This is a genomic window from Klebsiella sp. HMSC16A12 (genome assembly GCF_001808265.1).
GTDB classification, from domain to species: domain Bacteria; phylum Pseudomonadota; class Gammaproteobacteria; order Enterobacterales; family Enterobacteriaceae; genus Klebsiella; species Klebsiella pneumoniae.
Genome location: NZ_KV792648.1, coordinates 70108 through 83613 on the forward strand (window position 1 = coordinate 70108; position 13506 = coordinate 83613).

Annotated in this window: 11 protein-coding genes and 3 tRNA genes; 4 read left to right on the top strand and 10 right to left on the bottom strand. The window is 55.7% G+C overall.

Features of this window, described 5'->3' with window-relative positions:
* Positions 1–68: 68 nt before the first annotated feature.
* The 8 genes from HMPREF3140_RS24985 to nagB form a co-directional block, all read right to left on the bottom strand.
* Positions 69–143, bottom strand: a tRNA-Gln gene (locus HMPREF3140_RS24985).
* A 23-nt stretch (positions 144–166) separates the two neighbouring features.
* Positions 167–251: transfer RNA gene (locus HMPREF3140_RS24990), tRNA-Leu, on the bottom strand.
* A gap of 8 nt (positions 252–259) precedes the next feature.
* Positions 260–336: transfer RNA gene (locus HMPREF3140_RS24995), tRNA-Met, on the bottom strand.
* Positions 337–573: 237 nt separating this feature from the next.
* Positions 574–2238 (bottom strand): asparagine synthase B, encoded by a 1665-nt coding sequence (gene asnB / locus HMPREF3140_RS25000; RefSeq protein ID WP_002894734.1) that lies wholly within the window; start codon positions 2236–2238, stop codon positions 574–576.
* A 278-nt stretch (positions 2239–2516) separates the two neighbouring features.
* Complete coding sequence (locus HMPREF3140_RS25005) at positions 2517–3269, bottom strand: HAD-IIA family hydrolase (RefSeq protein WP_032411051.1); 753 nt, start codon at positions 3267–3269, stop codon at positions 2517–2519.
* A 116-nt stretch (positions 3270–3385) separates the two neighbouring features.
* Complete coding sequence (nagC, locus tag HMPREF3140_RS25010; RefSeq protein ID WP_002894742.1) at positions 3386–4606, bottom strand: DNA-binding transcriptional regulator NagC; 1221 nt, start codon at positions 4604–4606, stop codon at positions 3386–3388.
* An 8-nt stretch (positions 4607–4614) separates the two neighbouring features.
* Complete coding sequence (gene nagA, locus HMPREF3140_RS25015; RefSeq protein WP_032411053.1) at positions 4615–5763, bottom strand: N-acetylglucosamine-6-phosphate deacetylase; 1149 nt, start codon at positions 5761–5763, stop codon at positions 4615–4617.
* 113 nt (positions 5764–5876) lie between these two features.
* Positions 5877–6677: a glucosamine-6-phosphate deaminase gene (gene nagB, locus HMPREF3140_RS25020; protein WP_002894749.1), complete on the bottom strand. Its 801-nt coding sequence runs from the start codon at positions 6675–6677 to the stop codon at positions 5877–5879.
* Positions 6678–6991: 314 nt separating this feature from the next.
* On the opposite strand from nagB, the gene nagE reads away from it, so the two are divergent.
* Together nagE and glnS are read left to right on the top strand one after the other, a co-directional pair.
* On the top strand, positions 6992–8947 hold the full coding sequence (gene nagE, locus HMPREF3140_RS25025) for a PTS N-acetyl glucosamine transporter subunit IIABC (protein WP_004147599.1): 1956 nt from the start codon (positions 6992–6994) through the stop codon (positions 8945–8947).
* Positions 8948–9125: 178 nt separating this feature from the next.
* Positions 9126–10793 (top strand): glutamine--tRNA ligase, encoded by a 1668-nt coding sequence (glnS, locus tag HMPREF3140_RS25030; RefSeq protein ID WP_070553155.1) that lies wholly within the window; start codon positions 9126–9128, stop codon positions 10791–10793.
* Between the two features lie 53 nt (positions 10794–10846).
* On the opposite strand, the gene HMPREF3140_RS29685 is transcribed toward glnS, so the two are convergent.
* On the bottom strand, positions 10847–10999 hold the full coding sequence (locus HMPREF3140_RS29685; protein WP_411298111.1) for a hypothetical protein: 153 nt from the start codon (positions 10997–10999) through the stop codon (positions 10847–10849).
* A 229-nt stretch (positions 11000–11228) separates the two neighbouring features.
* On the opposite strand from HMPREF3140_RS29685, the gene chiP reads away from it, so the two are divergent.
* Both chiP and chiQ read left to right on the top strand, forming a co-directional pair.
* A complete protein-coding gene (gene chiP / locus HMPREF3140_RS25040) occupies positions 11229–12632 on the top strand; it encodes a chitoporin ChiP (protein WP_004152230.1) in 1404 nt (467 codons plus the stop codon).
* Positions 12633–12679: 47 nt separating this feature from the next.
* Complete coding sequence (gene chiQ, locus HMPREF3140_RS25045) at positions 12680–13012, top strand: ChiQ/YbfN family lipoprotein (RefSeq protein WP_002894759.1); 333 nt, start codon at positions 12680–12682, stop codon at positions 13010–13012.
* On the opposite strand, the gene HMPREF3140_RS25050 is transcribed toward chiQ, so the two are convergent.
* Positions 13009–13506, bottom strand: coding sequence for an MFS transporter (locus tag HMPREF3140_RS25050; protein WP_032423930.1), 498 nt, complete (start codon positions 13504–13506; stop codon positions 13009–13011). The two genes, chiQ and HMPREF3140_RS25050, sit on opposite strands and share 4 nt — an antisense overlap.

Sequence of the window (13506 nt, forward strand, 5' to 3'; positions counted from 1 at the left end):
AAACCGGTGCCTTACCGCTTGGCGATACCCCAATACCGTCGCGGTGAACCGCAAATATCGAAGAAATATGGCTGGGGTACCTGGATTCGAACCAGGGAATGCCGGTATCAAAAACCGGTGCCTTACCGCTTGGCGATACCCCATCCGTACAACGCTAACTGGTGAATGGTGCGGGAGGCGAGACTTGAACTCGCACACCTTGCGGCGCCAGAACCTAAATCTGGTGCGTCTACCAATTTCGCCACTCCCGCAAAAAAGATGGTGGCTACGACGGGATTCGAACCTGTGACCCCATCATTATGAGTGATGTGCTCTAACCAGCTGAGCTACGTAGCCATCTTTTTTTCGCGTAACCTTATCGGCGTTGCGGGGCGCATTATGCGTATTGGGCCTGCGAGCGTCAACCTCTTTTTCAAGGAAAATCGTTGTAATGTGACTGTTTGGTTAGGTTGCGAACAGCTCGCTGGAATATTCGGCAATTATTGGTTATTTATCGTTTTTCAGCGGTATAAATCCGGCAAAAAGAAAACGGACCCCGGAGGGTCCGTTTTGCGTTTCACCGCCCGTCTGGGCTTATTTGTAGGCCGACTGGTGGACACCGACCGCGCGGCCTGATGGATCGTTCATGGTTTTGAACGCTTCATCCCACTCAATGGCTTTCGCTGAAGAGCAGGCCACCGACGGACCGCCAGGGACGCACTCCGCCGCGCTCGGCAGCGGGAACAGCTCTTCGAAGATCTCGCGGTACAGATAGCCTTCTTTGGAGGTCGGCGTGTTGTACGGGAAGCGGAAGCTTGCGGTTTCCAGTTGCTGGTCGCTGATCTGTTTGGCGGCCACTTCTTTCAGGGTATCGATCCAGCTGTAGCCGACGCCGTCAGAGAACTGCTCCTTCTGGCGCCAGGCGACGCTGGCCGGCAGGTAGGATTCAAAGCATTCGCGCAGAATGTGTTTTTCCATTTTGCCGTTGCCGCACATCTTATCCTGCGGGTTAATGCGCATCGCGACGTCGAGGAACTTCTTGTCGAGGAACGGCACGCGGGCCTCCACGCCCCAGGCGGACATCGCTTTGTTGGCGCGGGCGCAGTCAAACATATGCAGCGCCTGCAGCTTACGCACCGTCTCTTCGTGCAGTTCTTTGGCGTTCGGCGCCTTATGGAAGTAGAGGTAGCCGCCGAACACTTCGTCCGAACCTTCGCCGGAAAGCACCATTTTGATGCCCATGGCTTTAATTTTCCGCGACATCAGGTACATCGGCGTCGAGGCGCGAATAGTGGTCACATCGTAAGTTTCGATGTGATAGATAACGTCGCGGATGGCATCCAGCCCTTCCTGGACAGTAAAGTGAATTTCGTGGTGCACGGTGCCGAGGTGGTTGGCCACCTCCTGCGCCGCTTTCAGGTCAGGAGAGCCTTCCAGACCGACCGCGAAAGAGTGCAGCTGCGGCCACCAGGCTTCGCTACGCTCCTGATCTTCGACGCGACGGGCGGCGAATTTCTTGGTGATAGCCGAGATGACCGATGAATCAAGACCGCCGGAGAGCAGCACGCCGTAAGGCACGTCGGACATCAGGTGGCTTTTCACCGACTCTTCCAGCGCCTGGCGCAGCTCGTTCTTATCGGTAACGTTGTCTTTCACCGCGTCGTAATCAAACCAGTCGCGCTGATAGTACTGGCGAATTTCGCCGTCTTTGCTCCACAGGTAGCTGCCCGCCGGGAACTCTTTAATGGTGCGGCATACCGGCACCAGCGCTTTCATTTCGGAGGCGACATAGAAGTTGCCGTGTTCGTCATGGCCCATATACAGCGGGATAATGCCGATATGGTCGCGGCCAATTAAGTACGCGTCTTTTTCGCTGTCGTACAGGGCGAAGGCGAACATTCCCTGCAGATCGTCGAGGAACTCCGGGCCTTTTTCCTGATACAGCGCGAGGATCACTTCGCAGTCGGAGCCGGTCTGGAACTGGTAGCGATCGCCATACTCCGCGCGCAGCGCCTGGTGGTTGTAGATCTCGCCGTTAACGGCCAGCGCATGGGTTTTTTCGGCGTTGTACAGCGGCTGGGCCCCGGCGTTGACGTCGACAATCGACAGGCGCTCGTGCGCCAGAATCGCTTTGTCGCTGGCATATACGCCAGACCAGTCCGGACCGCGGTGGCGCATCAGGCGGGAAAGCTCCAGCGCCTTTTTACGCAGCTCGCCTGCGTCAGTTTTAATATCCAGTACGCCAAAAATAGAACACATAGCCTTCTCCATTACCCTGTCGTGTTTGATGTTGTGCTGGCTTCGTCTCGTGGCGAAGCCTGAGTGCGTGCTTAAGAAAATGCCGTAAAGGGGGAGCAGGCGCAAGGGGTTTGCGGCCGGAAAAAGAAAAAACGCAACCGTGATTGTTGAACAGTGAAAAAAGAGTATCTTTTGAACGGCTTTATTGAGGAATTCGTATTTATAGGCCGTTTTTATTAGATGAGGTAATTCTGAAGGGCGCTAGAAATGAAAAACCACGTCCTGCGACGTGGTTGGCATCAGAAAATATCGATTTGCGCGACGGAAGGGTAAATCCACGACGGGCGGAACGGCATGCTGTCGATATCGTCGAGGGTGGAGACGCCGGAGAGCACCAGAATAGTCTCCAGCCCCGCCTGGAAACCGGCCAGTATATCGGTGCGCAGGTTATCGCCGACAATCACCGTCTGCTCGGAGTGAGCCTGCATTTTATTCAGCGCTGAACGGATGATCCACGGGCTGGGTTTGCCGACGTAAAACGGCTTACGGCCGGAGATCTTCTCGATCCCGGCGCACAGCGCGCCGCAGGCAGGGTAGAAGCCGCGACCGTGCGTATCCGGGTTAGTGGCAATGAAGCGGGCGCCGTTGGCGACGAAGAAGGCGGCCTTATGCATCATTTCCCAGTTAAAGGAGCGAGTTTCTCCGACGATGACAAAATCCGGGTTCACATCGGTAATGGTAAAGCCGGCTTTGTACAGCTCGTGGATCAGCGCCCCTTCTCCCACCACGTAGGCTTTTTTGCCTTCCTGGCGACGCAGAAAATCGGCGGTGGCCATCGCTGAGGTGTAAAAGGCGCTATCCGGAACATCAATTCCAGCGGTGGCGAAACGGTTCGCCAGATCCTGGCCGGTTTGCGACGGGTAGTTGGTCAGCATTACCAGCGGCATGCCTTTATCGAGGATGCGCTTGATAAACTCGGCTGCGCCGGGAACGGCGACGTTATCGTGCATCAGTACGCCGTCAATATCACAAATTATGTTTTGAATGGTCATGGTGGGTCCAGAATCATTAACAAAGACGAAACTATACGCGTCATCGATGAGGTTTCACACCTCTGACGGGCGAGGCCCGCCCGTATCAAGGTGACGCGCTATCAGAAAAGGGGCGATTAGCTCTCAAGCAAACGCTGCAGCAGCGTGCCATTAAGCATGGCGCGTTTGACCAGCGCGAAGGCGCCGATTGCAGAGCGGTGATCGAGGGTGGAGCGCACCACCGGCAGGTTCTTACGAAACGCCTTAAGCGCCTGGGCGTTAATGCAGCCTTCGATGGCCGGAAGAAGGACCTTTTCAGCTTCCACTATTTCGCCGGCGACGACGATTTTTTGTGGGTTGAACAGGTTAATGGCGATGGCGATCGTTTTCCCGAGGTGGCGCCCCACGTACTCAATCACCTCGCAGGCCAAGGCATCGCCCTTGTTGGCCGCTTTGCAGATAGTTTTGATCGTGCAGTCATCCGGCGTCAGACGGCTCTGGTAGCCCTGCTCCAGCAGGTGGCGAACCCGCTGTTCAATGGCGGCATTGGCCGCGACGGTCTCCAGACAGCCGAAGTTGCCGCAGTGGCAGCGTTCGCCCAGCGGGTCGACCTGAATATGGCCAATTTCGCCAACGTTGCCGTTGCGGCCGATAAAAATGCGCCCGTTGGAGATAATCCCCGCCCCGGTACCGCGGTGCACGCGCACCAGAATGGAGTCTTCGCAATCCTGGCTTGCGCCAAAATAGTGCTCGGCCAGCGCCAGGCTGCGGATATCGTGGCCAACAAAGCAGGTAACGTTGAAGCGTTTCTCCAGCGCCCCGACCAGGCCCCAGTTTTCCACCGCAATATGCGGCATATAGCGGATCACGCCGCTTTCCGGGTCGACGAGGCCCGGCAGGATCACTGAGATAGCGATCAGCTCGCGAATTTTGCGCTGACAGTTTTCGATAAAGGTGGCGATGATATTCAGCAGGGCGTGTTCCAGCGTTTCCTGGGTGCGCTCGGGCAGCGGGAAGTGCTCCTCTTCCAGAGTCTTGCTGCTTAAATCATACAGGGTCAGAGTGGCGTCATAGCGGCCAAGCCGCACGCCGATGGCGTTGAAGTTGCGAGTTTCTGCGATGATAGAGATAGCGCGACGGCCACCGGTGGAGGCCTGCTGATCGACTTCTTTGATCAGGCCGCGCTCAATAAGCTGACGCGTGATTTTGGTCACGCTGGCAGGGGCAAGCTGGCTTTGTTCGGCTATCTGAATGCGCGAGATGGGCCCATGCTGGTCAATCAGGCGGTACACGGCCGCGCTGTTCAGTTGTTTTACGAGGTCAACGTTACCAATTTGAGCTTGTCCGCCTGCTGTCATACTTTTACTTACTCAGTGACGACCTCGTTACCATTAACGATGGTCTTGGTGATTTTATAATCGCGTGTAAAGGCGGTCAGGTTAGCGACCATGCCCGGCGCAATGCTGCCGAGCTGCTTGTCCACGCCGATAGCGCGCGCAGGATAGAGCGTCGCCATGCGCAATACTTCGTCCAGTGCCACGCCGCAATGCTCAACCAGATTACGCACCCCTTCAATCATGGTCAGCGAAGATCCGCTGAGGGTGCCGTTTTCATCTACGCACAGCCCATTGCGGTAGTATATTGTTTTCCCGGCAAAAATGAACTGGTCAATATTCGCCCCCGCCGGCGCGGTGGCGTCGGTGACCAGGCACAGCTTGTCGCCTTTCAGGCGCTTGGCGTTGCGCACGTTGGCGTAATCGACGTGCATCCCGTCGACGATGATACCGCAGTAGACATCCGGCTCGTCAAAAATCGCCCCGGCAAGACCCGGTTCGCGGCCGGTAATGTACGGCATCGCATTATACAGGTGGGTGGCGAAGGTAATGCCCGCGCGGAAGCCGACTTTCGCCTCTTTCAGCGTAGCGTTGGAGTGGCCCGCGGAGACAACGATCCCGGCGGCGACCAGTTTGCGGATCACTTCTGGCTCAACGCGCTCAGGGGCGAGGGTCACTTTGGTGATCACATCGGCGTTGTCGTACAGGAAATCGACCAGCGCCGCGTCCGGTTTACGCACGTAGTCCGGATTGTGGGTGCCTTTCTTAACGATATTCAGCCACGGCCCTTCGAGATGCAGGCCCAGCGCCTGGTTCGGATGTTTTTGCAGATATTCGCGCATCACGCGCACGCCTTGCTTCATCAGATCGTCGCTGGAGGTAATCAGCGTCGGCAGGAAGCTGGTGCAGCCTGAGCGTTCGTTGGCCTTCTGCATGATCTCCAGCGTTTCGACAGTGACCGCCTCTGGGCTGTCGTTAAACTGCACGCCGCCGCAGCCGTTGAGCTGGACGTCGATAAAACCGGGGGCGATTATTGCGCCGTTGACTGAGCGCTGCTCGATGTCAGACGGCAAATCTGCCAGCGGACAAAGACGTTCGATAAAGCCATTAGCGATAACAACCGCATGGTCATCGAGAATTTCATGACCGGTATAAACCCGGCCCTGGGTTAATGCATACATTACGACCCCCGGTATATACGCCTCATCAGGTCAGCGTTCGTTCGTTTGCCGCCGACATGATGGTGCGTACAAAGAAAAAGATGATCCCGCGCCAGGGCGCGGGAAGGACTACATTACAGACCTTTAATATTTTCAGCTTCTAATTCGTTGAAATATTTCAGCGTCTTCACTTTCAGCTCCATGGTGGACGGTTCGTCGCAGACGATCACCGCCTTCGGATGCAGCTGCAGACAGGTAATAGTCCACATGTGGTTGACGTTACCTTCTACCGCCGCCTGCAGCGCCAGCGCTTTCTGATGACCCAGCACCAGAATCATCACTTCTTCTGCGTCCAGCAGGGTGCCCACACCGACGGTCAGCGCATATTTCGGCACCAGATCCACATCGCCGTCGAAGAAGCGGGAGTTCGCTACGCGGGTTTCATGGGTCAGGGTCTTAATACGGGTGCGGGACGCCAGAGAAGAGGCCGGTTCGTTAAACGCGATATGACCATCGTTGCCCACGCCGCCCATGAACAGGTGGATTTTACCGTAGGAACGAATTTTTTCTTCATAGCGACGGCATTCCGCATCGATGTCCGGCGCGTTACCATTCAGCAGGTTGATATTTTCTGCCGGAATATCAACGTGGTCAAAGAAATTACGGTGCATAAAGCTATGATAGCTTTCCGGATGCTCTTTCGGCAGGCCAACGTATTCATCCATGTTAAAGGTGACGACGTGCTTGAAGCTAACCTGGCCTGCTTTATGCATTTCAACCAGCGCCTTGTAGGCGGTCAGCGGGGTACCACCGGTTGGCAGACCCAGGACGAACGGACGGTCCGCGGTTGGTTTAAATGCATTAATGCGGTTAACGATATGGCGGGCAGCCCATTTACCGACCTGCTCAGCGGTTACCAGGGGAATCAGTCTCATTCTTCACCTCTATAGTCAAAGTAGATTCTGGCGGATTGGCGCCAGCACTCTAAGGAGAGTATTGCAGCAACTGCGCCGACCGGGGTCAATCCGTGTTGATTTTTTGAATGATAAAATAAGTTTTCGTTGTTAGCCAGTGCAAGGGAGGAGGGAATACGATATTTGGTGATAATTATCACAAAAAATACCCGTTTAATTTGCGATACGAATTAATTTTTCACACACTTTGCCGGTAAGTGATAAAACCGACCTTGTTACACAATAAAAAAGTGGCTTTGAAATGAGCCTCATCGGGGTCTCATAGGGGGAATAAGATGAATATTTTAGGTTTCTTTCAGCGACTGGGTAGGGCGTTGCAGCTCCCTATCGCAGTGCTGCCGGTCGCGGCATTGCTGCTGCGTTTCGGGCAACCAGACCTGTTGAATGTACCCTTCATCGCGCAAGCGGGTGGGGCGATCTTCGATAATCTGGCGCTGATCTTCGCAATTGGTGTGGCATCAAGCTGGTCCAAGGATAACGCCGGTTCTGCGGCGCTGGCCGGTGCGGTAGGGTATTTCGTGATGACCAAAGCGATGGTCACCATCAACCCGGAAATCAATATGGGCGTGCTGGCCGGTATCATTACCGGTCTGGTGGCAGGGGCGGTATACAACCGCTGGGCCGGCATCAAGCTGCCGGACTTCCTGAGCTTCTTCGGCGGCAAACGCTTCGTGCCGATCGCCACCGGCTTCTTCTGTCTGATCCTCGCGGCGATCTTCGGCTACGTCTGGCCGCCGGTGCAGCACGCTATCCACTCTGGCGGCGAATGGATCGTCTCCGCAGGGGCGCTGGGTTCCGGTATCTTTGGTTTCATCAACCGTCTGCTGATCCCAACCGGTCTGCATCAGGTGCTGAACACTATCGCCTGGTTCCAGATTGGTGAGTTCACTAACGCCGCTGGCGCTGTGTTCCACGGCGACATCAACCGCTTCTACGCCGGCGACGGCACCGCGGGGATGTTCATGTCCGGCTTCTTCCCAATCATGATGTTTGGTCTGCCGGGTGCGGCGCTGGCGATGTATCTGGCGGCGCCGAAAGCGCGTCGTCCGATGGTCGGCGGTATGCTGCTGTCCGTGGCCATCACCGCGTTCCTGACCGGGGTAACCGAGCCGCTGGAATTCCTGTTCATGTTCCTGGCTCCGCTGCTGTACCTCCTGCATGCGGTGCTGACCGGTATCAGCCTGTTCATCGCAACGGCGCTCGGGATCCATGCGGGCTTCTCCTTCTCCGCAGGTGCAATTGACTACGTGCTGATGTACAGCCTGCCGGCCGCCAGCAAAAACGTCTGGATGCTGCTGGTGATGGGCGTGGTGTTCTTCTTCGTCTACTTCCTGCTGTTCAGCGCGGTGATCCGCATGTTCAACCTGAAAACGCCGGGTCGTGAAGACAAAGCCGCTGACGTGGTAACGGAAGAAGCCAACAGCAACACTGAAGAGGGGCTGACCCAGCTGGCGACCAGCTATATCGCCGCGGTGGGCGGAACGGACAACCTGAAAGCCATTGACGCCTGTATCACCCGTCTGCGTCTGACCGTGGGCGATTCGGCGAAGGTGAACGACGCCGCCTGTAAACGTCTCGGCGCGTCCGGGGTGGTGAAACTGAATAAGCAAACCATCCAGGTTATCGTCGGTGCGAAAGCAGAGTCTATCGGCGATGAGATGAAAAAAGTGGTTACCCGCGGCCCGGTAGCGGCAGCGGCAGCCGCACCGGCTGGCAACGTCGCCACCGCAGCGCCCGCGGCTAAACCGCAGGCGGTAGCGAACGCGAAGACCGTTGAGTCGCTGGTTTCGCCGATTACCGGTGACGTGGTGGCCCTCGAGCAGGTGCCGGACGAAGCCTTCGCCAGCAAAGCCGTCGGCGACGGGATCGCGGTGAAACCGACCAGCAACATCGTGGTGGCCCCGGCCGCCGGTACCGTGGTGAAAATTTTCAACACTAACCACGCGTTCTGCCTCGAAACCAACAACGGTGCGGAAATCGTCGTTCACATGGGTATCGACACCGTGGCGCTGGAAGGCAAGGGCTTCAAACGTCTGGTTGAAGAGGGCACGGACGTGAAGGCGGGTGAGCCGATTCTGGAAATGGATCTGGACTTCCTCAACGCCAACGCGCGCTCAATGATCAGTCCGGTCGTCTGCAGCAACAGCGATGACTACAGCGCGCTGGTGATACTGGCGAGCGGTAAGGTCGTTGCTGGCCAGACGCCGCTGTATGAGATTAAAGGCAAGTAAGGCTCCTGAGTCGAGTTTTTGCCTCAGCGGCGAAGGGAAACCTTCGCCGCTTTTTTTTCCAGCAATCGGCCCCATAATCCTCTTCTGATACCTATTTTACGTAACTAATAGTTGTCACTACGCCCTGCTTGTAAGATCATGTGCCGTTATACGTTGTTTACGCTTTGAGGAACCCGTGATGAGTGAGGCAGAAGCCCGCCCGACTAACTTTATCCGTCAGATTATTGATGAAGATCTGGCTACCGGTAAACATACCACCGTTCACACTCGCTTCCCGCCGGAGCCGAACGGTTATCTGCACATTGGCCATGCAAAATCCATCTGCCTGAACTTCGGCATCGCCCAGGATTATCAGGGCCAATGCAACCTGCGTTTCGATGACACCAACCCGGTGAAAGAAGATATCGAATACGTTGAGTCGATTAAAAACGACGTGCAGTGGTTAGGTTTCCACTGGTCCGGGGACGTATGCTACTCGTCTGATTATTTCGATCAGCTGCATCAATATGCGGTTGAGCTGATCAACAAAGGTCTGGCCTATGTTGATGAACTCTCTCCTGATGAAATTCGCGAATACCGCGGCACCCTGAAAGCGCCGGGTAAAAACAGCCCGTATCGCGACCGCAGCGTGGAAGAGAACCTGGCGCTGTTTGAAAAAATGCGCAGCGGCGGCTTCGAAGAGGGTAAAGCCTGCCTGCGCGCGAAGATCGATATGGCATCGCCGTTTATCGTGATGCGCGATCCGGTGCTGTACCGCATTAAGTTCGCTGAGCATCATCAGACCGGCAACAAGTGGTGCATCTACCCGATGTACGACTTCACCCACTGCATCAGCGATGCGCTGGAAGGCATTACCCACTCGCTGTGTACCCTGGAGTTCCAGGACAACCGCCGCCTGTACGATTGGGTGCTGGACAACATCAGCATCCCGGTGCATCCGCGTCAGTACGAATTCTCGCGCCTGAATCTCGAATACACCGTGATGTCCAAGCGTAAGCTGAACCAGCTGGTGACTGAGAAGCACGTGGAAGGCTGGGACGACCCGCGTATGCCGACCATCTCCGGTCTGCGTCGTCGCGGCTACACCGCCGAATCCATCCGTGAGTTCTGCAAGCGCATCGGCGTGACCAAGCAGGACAATACCATCGAGATGGCGTCGCTGGAGTCCTGCATTCGTGAAGATCTGAACGAAAACGCCCCGCGCGCGATGGCGGTGATCGATCCGGTGAAACTGGTTATCGAGAACTATCCGCAGGGCGAAAGCGAAATGGTGGTGATGCCGAACCATCCGAACAAGCCGGAAATGGGCAGTCGTGAAGTGCCGTTCAGCGCCGAAATCTGGATCGATCGCGCGGACTTCCGCGAAGAAGCCAACAAACAGTACAAGCGTCTGGTGCTGGGTAAAGAAGTGCGTCTGCGCAACGCCTACGTCATCAAAGCGGAACGCGTGGAGAAAGATGCCGAAGGCAATATTACCACCATCTTCTGCACCTACGATGCCGACACCCTGAGCAAAGACCCGGCCGATGGCCGCAAGGTCAAAGGCGTGATCCATTGGGTAAGCGCGGCGCATGCGCTGCCGATAGAGATCCGTCTCTACGATCGTCTGTTCAGCGTGCCAAACCCGGGCGCGGCGGAAGATTTCCTCGCAGTGATCAACCCGGAATCGCTGGTGATCAAACAGGGGTACGCGGAGCCGAGCCTGGCGCAGGCCGAAGCCGGTAAAGCTTACCAGTTTGAGCGTGAAGGCTATTTCTGCCTCGACAGCCGCTATGCAACCGCAACCAATCTGGTGTTCAACCGCACCGTCGGGCTGCGTGATACCTGGGCGAAAGCGGGCGAATAACATTTCTTTTCTGTCAAAGCGTCGCTCCCAGCGGCGCTTTTTTTGTTTCAGAATCAGCTAATTAAACTTTTCATTTTCGCGATGCGAATTAATTCTGTTTCTGCGCGGTAATAAATAGCGCTTCTGATGTTTCCTGTCACATACATAAAACCAATGTAATCGCTTTCAATGATTGCGTTTTTCCCTGATTTTGCAATGACTTCCATAACAAAATCATCAGAGATAAGACTGTAACAAAACGACATAAAATATGTGCGCTTTGTCATAATCTTAAGCTTTGCCTCACGAAAAACATTGATAATTCGCGTCACGAAAAATAGTCTATCTACAGTGGTTTCGCGGTCTTTTTTACCGCCCCACATTTTGCAGTTTTATTTATTTTTTAGCGATTGACCGCTGGTCTTCGCCTTTTAAAACGTCAAAGAGGATATGCACATGCGTACGTTTAGTGGCAAACGTAGTACGCTGGCGCTGGCTATTGCCGCCGTCACCGCGATGTCGGGCTGGGTTGTGGCTCCACAGGCCAGCGCAGCAGGCTTTATCGATGATTCAACCTTAACCGGCGGTATCTATTACTGGCAGCGTGAGCGTGACCGTAAAGATGTGACCGACGGCGACAAATACAAAACCAACCTTTCCCACTCCACCTGGAACGCCAACCTGGACTTCCAGTCCGGCTATGCCGCCGATATGTTTGGCCTTGATATTGCCGCGTTTACCGCGATTGAAATGGCGGAGAACGGCGATAGCGGTCACCCGAACGAAATTGCCTTCTCGTCACGTAACAAAGCCTATGACGAAGACTATTCCGGCGATAAGAGCGGCATCAGCCTGTATAAAGCCGCAGCGAAATTCAAATATGGTCCGGCGTGGGCACGTGCGGGCTATATCCAGCCAACCGGCCAGACTCTGCTGGCCCCGCACTGGAGTTTTATGCCAGGTACCTATCAGGGGGCGGAGGCCGGGGCTAACTTCGACTATGGCACGGCGGGCGCGTTAAGTTTCTCCTATATGTGGACGAACGAGTATAAAGCGCCATGGCATATCGAGATGGACGATTTCTATCAGAACGATAAGAAGACCAAAGTCGATTATCTCCACTCCGTCGGCGCTAAATATGATTTCAAAAATGACCTGGTGCTGGAGGCGGCATTTGGTCAGGCTCAGGGCTATATCGATCAGTACTTTGCTAAAGCCAGCTACAAGTTTGACGTCGCCGGCGCGCCGCTGAGCACCAGCTACCAGTTCTACGGCACCCGCGATAAGGTCAGCAACGGCGGGGTCAACGACATCTATGATGGCACCGCATGGCTGCAGGCGTTAACCTTTGGTTATAAGGTGGCGGATGTCCTGGATCTGCGTCTCGAGGGAACCTGGGTGAAGGCTGATGGCCAGCAGGGCTACTTCCTGCAGCGTATGACCCCGACCTACGCCTCTTCCAATGGTCGTCTCGATATCTGGTGGGATAACCGCTCCGACTTTAACGCCAACGGCGAAAAAGCGGTCTTCTTTGGCGCGATGTATGACATGAAAAACTGGGATATGCCGGGCTGGGCGTTCGGCGCGTCTTATGTCTACGCCTGGGATGCGAAGCCGGGCCGAATGTCCTCTCCGGATGCGTACTATGACCCTGACTATCGCCTGAAAGAGTCGGCCTATAGCCTGGATGCAATGTATACCGTACAGGAAGGGCGGGCGAAGGGCACCCTGTTCAAACTGCACTTTACCCAATACGACAACCATTCCGATATTCCGAGCTGGAGCGGCGGCTACGGCAACATCTTCCAGGATGAGCGCGACGTGAAGTTCATGGTTATCGCCCCGTTCACTATTTTCTGATGCCTGCGCGGCGGGCGTGAGCCTGCCGCACCTCTGGGAGAACGACAATGAAAAAAATGCTGCTTATTGCCATGATGGCAGCGGGCCTGGTGGCCTGCACCACGTCGCCGGCGCCGAAAGAAGACACCAAACTGAAAGATGCCTATAGCGCCTGTATTAATACGGCGGAAGGGAATCCGGACAAGATTGAAGCCTGCCAGAGCGTACTGAATGTGCTGAAAAAGGATAAACAGCACCAGCAGTTCGCCAACCAGGAGAGCGTTCGCGTCCTGGATTACCAACAGTGTATTCAGGCCACCCGCACCGGCAACGATCAGGCGGTGAAAGCGCGCTGCGATCAGATCTGGAAGGAGATCCGCAGCAATAATACGACCCATTAAATCAGACGACAGCGGCAAACGGGCGGGGCATATCTCCGCCCGTTTGTTTTTTTGCGCTGACTCTCCGCCGGCTGATAGCCGCGGCTCAGCCGCACGAACAGTAGCGCGGTGGCAATGAATCCGCACAGCGCGGCGCACATTAGCCACCAGCCCGGCGGGCTTTTATCGCCGGTGAGCTCGACCAGGGCGGTGGAAATAGCTGGCGTCAGGTCGCCGAAAATGGCAGTAGCGAGACTAAAGGCCAGCGAAAAGCCCACGGTGCGGACGTGTACCGGCATCACTTCGGTAAGCGCCGCGACCATCGCGCCGTTATACATGCCAAAGAAGAACGAGAACCATAGCAGGACCAGCGTCATACGGGTGAAATCGGGCGCGACGGTGAGCCAGTGCATCACCGGCCAGGTGGTGAGCAGGGCCAGCACGGTAATGCCCATCAGCACGGGACGACGACCGATCCGGACAGAGATCGCCCCGCTGGCGAAGTTCCATATCAA